8 protein-coding genes are annotated in these 7834 nt (G+C 59.1%); 5 read left to right on the top strand and 3 right to left on the bottom strand.

All coding sequences use genetic code 11. The annotated features are described in order from the left end of the window. The 3 genes from GOEFS_RS00140 to GOEFS_RS22235 form a co-directional block, all read right to left on the bottom strand. Positions 1–1426 (bottom strand): AMP-binding protein (locus tag GOEFS_RS00140; RefSeq protein ID WP_007315823.1); only part of this gene is annotated, 1426 nt, incomplete at its 3' end. After that, on the bottom strand, positions 1419–2306 hold the full coding sequence (locus GOEFS_RS00135) for an SDR family NAD(P)-dependent oxidoreductase (RefSeq protein WP_007315822.1): 888 nt from the start codon (positions 2304–2306) through the stop codon (positions 1419–1421). The genes GOEFS_RS00135 and GOEFS_RS00140, both read right to left, overlap by 8 nt. Beyond that, the gene (locus GOEFS_RS22235; RefSeq protein ID WP_007315821.1) at positions 2296–2904 is read right to left on the bottom strand and encodes a TetR/AcrR family transcriptional regulator; all 609 of its coding nucleotides are present in this window, start codon (positions 2902–2904) and stop codon (positions 2296–2298) included. The genes GOEFS_RS00135 and GOEFS_RS22235 overlap by 11 nt, the downstream gene beginning before the upstream one ends. A 229-nt stretch (positions 2905–3133) precedes the next feature. On the opposite strand from GOEFS_RS22235, the gene GOEFS_RS00125 reads away from it, so the two are divergent. The 5 genes from GOEFS_RS00125 (at position 3134) to GOEFS_RS00105 (ending at position 7751) form a co-directional block, all read left to right on the top strand. Then, positions 3134–3859 (top strand): dienelactone hydrolase family protein, encoded by a 726-nt coding sequence (locus GOEFS_RS00125; RefSeq protein WP_007315820.1) that lies wholly within the window; start codon positions 3134–3136, stop codon positions 3857–3859. A gap of 38 nt (positions 3860–3897) precedes the next feature. Beyond that, positions 3898–5430, top strand: a complete 1533-nt coding sequence (locus tag GOEFS_RS00120; protein WP_007315819.1) for a flavin-containing monooxygenase — start codon at positions 3898–3900, stop codon at positions 5428–5430. A gap of 101 nt (positions 5431–5531) precedes the next feature. Beyond that, a complete protein-coding gene (locus GOEFS_RS00115) occupies positions 5532–6350 on the top strand; it encodes an MBL fold metallo-hydrolase (protein ID WP_007315818.1) in 819 nt (272 codons plus the stop codon). A 259-nt stretch (positions 6351–6609) separates the two neighbouring features. Then, on the top strand, positions 6610–7374 hold the full coding sequence (locus GOEFS_RS00110; protein ID WP_007315816.1) for an MBL fold metallo-hydrolase: 765 nt from the start codon (positions 6610–6612) through the stop codon (positions 7372–7374). A gap of 122 nt (positions 7375–7496) precedes the next feature. Next, complete coding sequence (locus GOEFS_RS00105; RefSeq protein ID WP_007315815.1) at positions 7497–7751, top strand: hypothetical protein; 255 nt, start codon at positions 7497–7499, stop codon at positions 7749–7751. Positions 7752–7834: the final 83 nt, after the last annotated feature.

Raw genomic sequence — 7834 nt, 5'->3', positions numbered from 1 at the left:
GGAGCGGACGGATTACCACGAATGCGGCCAGACGCTGTCCGTACTCGTCATCAACGACTCCGAGCGCCGCACTATCGAGTATCGCGGGGTGTTCGCCGAGCGCGTTCTCCACCGCTTGGGGGTAGACATTTTCGCCACCGCTGACGATCATGTCGTCTTCGCGGCCGACGATATAGAGACAACCGTTGTCGTCGATGTACCCCATGTCGCCCGTACTGGTCATTCCATGTGCCACGGGTTTGGTGTCGCCGCTGCTATAGCCTTCGAAGGCGAGCTTGCCACCCACGAAGACTCGGCCGGTGACATGTGCTGGCAGTACCTCGTCGTGTTGGTCCAGAATTCGCATGGGGGAACCGGCTACGGGTCTGCCGACGGTGTTCGGTGCGCGGGTCAAGTCGGCCGGGGTCGCGACCGCACCGATTCCCACCTCCGAGGATCCGTACCCATTGAAAAGTACCGGGCCGTAGGCGTCGAGCAGCCGTGTGGCCAGCGCGGGATCAAGGGGCGCGCCACCTGACATCACTACACCGAGGTCGGGCACAGGGTTGCGATCGCGCACCTGATCGGGCAGCTCGAGGATGCGGGCCAGCATGATCGGCACCGCCATCAGAGCGTGTGCGTGGTGCAGCGAAACCAGGGCAAGGGTGGTTTCGGCATCGAAGCGCTGACGGGTAATCATCGTCGCGCCCAGGGTTAACGAAAGGAATACTGACCCTAAACCGAACGCATGGAAGAACGGAACGGCGATCGCTACTCGTGCTCCGGTGCGCAACTTAGTACGCCACAGGATGGTGGTCGCGACGCCTAGGACCTGGGACGGATCCGGTTGGCGTGGTACTCCTTTGGGCGTTCCCGTGGTACCTGACGTGAGAATCACGAGACTAACCTCGCGCGAACTTGGCCTGACAACCGCGTCGCTGTCGCCGACCCGCGTCGCCGACATCACCGGGATCGTCGGATTTGCGTCAGCGAGGATGTCGCCGAATTCATCATCGGCGAGTACCACCGTGATGCGGTGGGCCGCCAATGTCGCCGCCAGCGTGCCGGATCGGAAATCGGTATTGAGGAGCACGACATCGGCACCGAGCAATGCCGCGCCGAAGACGGCACCCAAAAACCCCCGGCCGTTACGACACATGACTGCCACTGGCACCCCCTCGGTGACGCCGTACCGCCGATGGAGGTGATCCGCGGTCGCATGGGCCGCTGCGAGCACCTGTCGGTACGTCAGGGTGCCGGCGTCATCGATGATCGCCGCTCGGTCTGGCCACCGCGCCGCGGCCAGACGTAACAAGAGTGCCGGATTTGTGCCGCCGCCCGCCGACAGTTCCCTGGCGATCCGATACATCTGGGTTGGGGTGATGCGCAGGACCCGCGACGACGCCGCTGCTGCCAGTGCGGTCGTTAATACTTTCTCGTCACCCATTGCGCACGCTCCGGGCTGCCTCGGAATCGTCTGATAACCGATTCATCAGGCGCATGCCGCGATCGATAGTCCCCGGCAAGGTGGCCCCAAGGATATTTGTGGGAGCAGCCCACCACGGCGCTAGCGAACGCGGGCGCTCAGTTATGGCTTTGACGACTACGTCAGCGGCCTCATCGGGTGTGAACCCAAGTCTGCGAAGCCGGCGCATACTGGGCGTGGGCGCACTCATCCGAGACATGATCAGAGCCATGTAAATCGACGTCACAGCGACCCGGTCTTGGTGTAGTTCTGGCGCGACGCTGCGCAGCCAGACATCGAAAGCGCCCTTTGATGCCTGGTACGCACCCCAGCGAGGGCCCGGCGCGACTCGGACTCCGATCGTAGAGATATTGACTACCTGACCGCCGCCCTGCTGCCGCATCGGCTCTAGCAATCCGAGGAGTAATCGAACAGGGCCGAGATAGTTGACGTCTATGGTCCGCTGAAAATCTTGGGGGCGATCGTACTGTAATGCCAGCGAACGCCTCATCGACATTCCCGCGTTGTTGACGATCACGTCGAGGACTCCGTGATTGTCGGAAATACGTTGCGCGAGAGTAGTTATCGACTCTGCATCGGTGAGATCTGCGGTGTAAGCGGTTGCCCGGCCGCCAGCCGCGGTGATTGACGCTACGGTCTGGTGGAGCCGGTCGGTTGTGCGTGCGGTCAGCACGACATGGGCGTTCGCCGCGGCGAGTTTGCGGGCGGTTGCCTGCCCCAGCCCGAATGAGGAACCGGTCACCAGAACGGTCTTGCCATCGACCGCCCGACGCAGCTTATCGGGGTCAGTTTCGCGCGGCGGGCTGTTGAGACGGCTGAGCAATGAGGGCCTATTTGTCATGGTTGATTCCTTCGCGGGTGTGAAGTGTGTTGACGACGATTTCGGCGGTATACGAGACGGCCTCGTCCCAGCCAACTTGATGAAACGCGCTGCGTGGCCCAGTGAAATGGGCGGCCAGCCCAGAAGTGATGGACCACAAAGCAACAACCGCGGCATCTGGCTGATCGACGTGAAGACTGGCGAGAATGCGATGCATCGCGGCCACCGATCGAGACGTGCCCCGAATCAGACTCTGCAGCGTGTCCGGGTCGAATGTGTTATCAGAGGTGATGAGGTTGCCGAGATCGACTTCTCGACCAAATTCGGCGTACAAGCCCCGGTAGAGAGTCGCGAACTGAATGAACAGCACGCGGGGGTCGGTAACAGTGTTGAACTCCTCTTCGACGACGGTGAACATTTGGTCGAGACGCCGCGCGTATAAGGCGGCGAATAGGGCCTCCTTGGTGGAAAAGCACGAGTACAGCGTGCCTAAAGCCACGTCTGCGCGGCGCGCGACTTCGCGCATCTGCAACGCACCCAAACCGCCTTCGCGCAGCAGTTCAGCGCCTGAACGCAGCACTGCCTCGCGTCGCGCGGCCCTGAGCTCGTGGTTAGCCATACACACTCCTTGAACCATGTTCATTGAACACGGTTCAGAGTGATGTTCGGAATCCGGTTTGTCAAGAGGCCGCGTGCCGTGCGCGTCGCCACGCCGCGTCTGTAGCTGACGGTTGATCGCGACAAAGTTCCTGGAATGGGTTGACCCCGATGCCAAACGGTGCAACAGTGAACATCGTTCATTGAACGTTGTTCATTACGATGGCACTTGAAAGTTAGGTAAAGGTCTGATGGTGCTTGCGGCAGTTCAGATTGAGACCGCCCGTGGAGTTATCGATGCGGTTGTGGCGACACCAGATGCGGCGGTGCACGGGCCCGGGCCGTATCCGGGCGTCGTAGTTCTGCATGACATCACCGGCTCTGGCGAAGACTTGCGTACGCACCTGGAGCGCGTCGCGGGCTGGGGGATGGTGGCGATTGGGCCTGACCTATTCGGGTCGGGACGCCAAATCACATGTATCGCCAGGGCGATGCGCGACCTAGTCCGCCGGAGTGGACCGACGCTCGACGATGTGACTGACACTGCCCGTTGGCTGCGTGAACACCGAGACTGCACCGGAAAGATCGGTGTCGTCGGATTCTGCCTAGGCGGCGGTTTCGCTCTGCTATCGGCATCGCAAGGATTCGAGGTGGCTGCGCCGTTCTACGGACAGATCCCGTTGGGACAGCGCCAAGCCCTCCACGAAGCGTGCCCGGTAGTCGCCTCGTTTGGCCGACGTGATGTCACGTTGCCGGCCGCGGGACGGCGCCTGAGCCGCGCCCTCGACGAGGCGGAAGTCGCACATGACGTTGTGACATATCCCTGCGTAGGGCACAGTTTCGCGAACAAAATCGACCTGGGCGCAGCTACGCCGCTACTGCGTATCACTGGGTTCGGATACGACGAGGCAACCGCCGAGCACGCCTGGGATCGAGTCCGGTCCTACTTCGCCAAATATCTACAGCCAGATGCCTAAACGCTAGGCAAGCACATACTTTCGGATTGGTAACGCAAATGAGCACACAGGAACGAAATCCGCGAATTATCATCGTTGGCGCCGGGATGGCGGGCATCGCCACGGCGATAACACTAATTAAGCATGGCTATACCGAACTGACGATCATCGAAAAGGGGTCCGATGTCGGCGGGGTATGGCATTGGAATCATTACCCAGGACTCACGTGTGACGTGCCGTCCAATCTCTACCAATACTCGTTCGAGACCAAATCTGACTGGTCACGAGCTTTCGCAACTGGCCCCGAAATTCAGCGATATCTGTCCGAGGTCGCTGACAAGTACCAACTGCGCGGGAATATCACTTTCGACACCGAAGTGATTTCGGCGCATTTCGTTGACGAACATTGGGTGGTGGCCACCAATGACGGCCTCACCCGCACCTATGACTTCGTCATCATGGCCACTGGAGTGCTGCACCATCCGTACACCCCAGACCTTCCTGGGCTCGCCAACTTCTCCGGCACTGTGGTTCATACCGCTCAATGGGACGACTCCCTGGTGACAAACGGGGCGAAGGTGGCAGTGATCGGCACCGGGTCCACCGGTGTTCAGGTGGTGTCGGCTCTGCACGCCGAGGCCGCTCAGATCTATCATTTCGTGCGAACCCCGCAGTGGATCCTCTGGTCGCCGATGGGACTGCGGCAACCCCGAGCGGTGAGCATGCTGCTGGGCCGTCTTCCCTTTCTCCGCACGGCACTGTATCGAATGTTGCTAGCTGCCTCGGGAATTCTGGCTGATGTCACTACCACGCCAAGTTGGCGGCGACGGCTGGTGCAGCAATATGCCCGGGTGGGGCTACGGCTTCAAGTTCGTGACAGGCAGCTACGCAAGGAACTCACGCCGGATTACGAGCCCCTATGCAAACGTCAAGTGGTATCGAACACCTACTATCGCGCCGTGGCCCGGCCAAATGTGGCGGTAGTGTCTGGGCCAATCGATGAGATTACCGAAACTGGGATTCGGACGGCGGACGGGACCAGTCGTGACGTTGACGTTATCGTTCTCGCGACCGGATTTGCCGCGCATAACTACATGCGGCCGATGGATTTAGTTGGCCGAGACGGAATCCACATCGAGCAGGCCTGGAGTCAAGGACCGCGCGCATATCGGATGACCGCTATTCCGGGCTTTCCGAATCTCTTTACGGTACTCGGGCCCAATTCGCCCACCGGATCCATCTCGCTGCAATACACCGCTGAACTAACTGCCGAGTACATCGTTTCATGGCTTGACCGCTATCGCGCGGGTGATCTCGACTTAGTCGAGGTCACCGCAGAGGCCACCGCTGAATTTAACGAGCAGGTCGCGAAAGCGCTAGGACCCACTGTTTGGAATACCGGTTGCAATTCCTGGTACCTCACCGAGGGTGGCGTGGTCGATTTGTGGCCATTTGACCGGCGCACGTTGACTGACATGCTCACTACACCCAATAGTGACCACTTCACCACCACCCGCCGGGCACTCGCCGAAAGTCCGCAGATTGACTTTGCCGCTGCGAACGCAGACGGCGGCAAGAACGGCAATGAGTAGAAGTAACTAGGGTGAAATAAATTGCCCTCCCGAGTTCTACATCCAATACGAATCAGCCGATCACGCTCTACCCGCAACTATCACGCAGAGAATGGAAGCTCATGGCAGGCAAAATTCACGTAGTTGACGCTGGCACTTTACGACCTCCCGGCGGCGGAGAAATACCCACACAATGCCTATTGGTTGAGCGGCCCAACGGCATCCTAGCGGTGGATGCTGGCTTCAGTCTCTCATTTCTCATGGATTCCAAGGCGATAGGATTCGAGCGGTTCTTCATTCGCCCGCCGCAATATCCGCACCTCGCGCTAGCAAACCAGGTGCGAGCCCTGGGTTTTTCTCCCGCGGATGTGACTGACATTGCGTTGACTCACCTGCACAGCGAACACTGCGCCGGAATAATGGATTTCCCTGACGCCCGCATTCATGTTTCCCAACGCGAGTTCGATGTTGCGAATAACGGTTCTCTACGATCCAAAGTGTCATATCGCCAGCACATTTGGGCTCATGGCCCCAATTGGCAGTTCCACACCGGCACCGCCACGTGGCAAGGAATCCACAACGCGGCTTACATTGATGCCGATACCGTTCTAGTGCCATTGCCGGGGCACACCATTGGTCACTGTGGTGTCGCAGTTCGAACGGGCGACCGGTGGTTGCTACATGCGGGTGACTCCAGCTACTCCGACCTCACATTGCCCACATCCCCCAAGCCGATCTTCCCGCTGCGTCAATACCAATGGATTTCTGCCGCCGATCGCGCTGCCGCACGACGCACACTCGGCGTTCTGAAGAAGCTCTCGCGGGACCCTGATATCGACGTGATTAACTCCCATTCTGGAATCGATCATCTCGCGCGAACCACTGGCCAGCTCATCACCGCAGCGGCCGGACATCCTCCCCAAGATGAACGAGATAACTAGCAAAGTGCGCGCCGCAACATAGTAACCATCTCCTGGCCTATAACTGTGCGACAAATAGGTGCGACGCAGGCCGAAACTCACTCACATCACTCGCCGTTAGGATTTCTTGATGACCATAAGTCGCCGTAACTTACTTACCTCGAGTGCGGCAGCAGGCGCCGCATCACTCCTGGCCGCAGGAGTCGCAGCCTCTGCCCATGCTGCCCCCGGAGGGGTGAAATCGCCGCTAGTTAGGGTGCACGTCGCCAACGCGGGAGTCATGAATCCACCAGCGACGCCGACTCTTGCTGCTCAAATATTCGTGTGCGTGCACCGAAATGGTGAGATTACTCTGGTCGACAGCGGGTTTGGGAGCCAAGACCTCCGCAATCCGGACCTAAGACTGGGGCCAGCCTCGCACCTGGTAAATCCGAAACAGGGTCAGAAGCACACGGCGATAGGCCAGATTCGGGCGCTGGGGTACTCGCCAGATCAGGTCACCAACATCGTCCTTACTCACCTCGATCTCGACCATGCTGGCGGACTGTCAGACTTCCCGAATGCCACTTGTCACGTGTCGCTGAGCGAATACAAGGCGGCAATCGTGGAAAGGTCCGTTGTCGATGACGTGCGCTACCGGGCACCACAACTCGAAACAATACGCCAGCTTAAGGTTCATTCATCGTTCGGCGATCGGTGGAAGTTCGGCCTGACCGGCCATGAGGTTGCCCCCGGACTGATTCTCATACCCATGCCTGGGCACACTTTCGGTCATTGCGCTGTCGCTGTCGATCTCGGCGGATCATGGGCATTTCATGCGGGAGACTCAATGTTCGATGGCAGCCAGCTACCTAGAACGCCGCAATTCGACGCGCCACGTGAACCCAGACCTTCGGTACGTGCGTTCGAGTTCAGCGTCGCCGTCGATAAGGCGCAAATAACTCGAAACCACAACGTCCTGGGTACGATAGCAAGGTCAGGTTCGTGCCGGATCGTCTTGGCACATGATGAGCGCACGGCTCCGCACGACGGCATTCTTTTCTAGTCAGGCAAAGCTGTCATGTATGACGAACTGTGGCCCAGGCCTTTCCCTATCTCACGGAGATTTGGGCACCAGTCCTGCCCGGCCCACAATCAGTGGTAGCGCACACGAACAACTGAGAACATATGGATCTCGATGCAACTGATTCCAGCGAGTCGAGCGTGGATTCCCCGTTGGGTATCGGCGTGCGTATCACGGTAACCGCGGACCGTGATGTCCATGGGCTGGGTGGGATAATTGTTGACGATTATGGGCCTTTTCCTGCCGAGGTGGGCACGCTCTACAGCGACGACTTCCCTCTTCCGCGTCAGTACGCGATCCAGTTGGATAACGGCTTGGTCGCTTTCTGCAATGCCTCGGATCTGAGCATGGATGATTAGTGTGTGCCACATCTCTCGCATCGACGCCAGTTGATTGAGAGAGAGGTCTATTATTAGCTCAGCTCACGAAATGAATGATGATT

It is taken from the genome of Gordonia effusa NBRC 100432 (assembly GCF_000241305.1).
In the GTDB taxonomy this organism is placed as follows: Bacteria; Actinomycetota; Actinomycetes; order Mycobacteriales; family Mycobacteriaceae; genus Gordonia; species Gordonia effusa.
The sequence above is the reverse complement of the archived record's forward strand: the minus strand, read 5'-3'. Positions and strand labels throughout refer to the sequence as shown.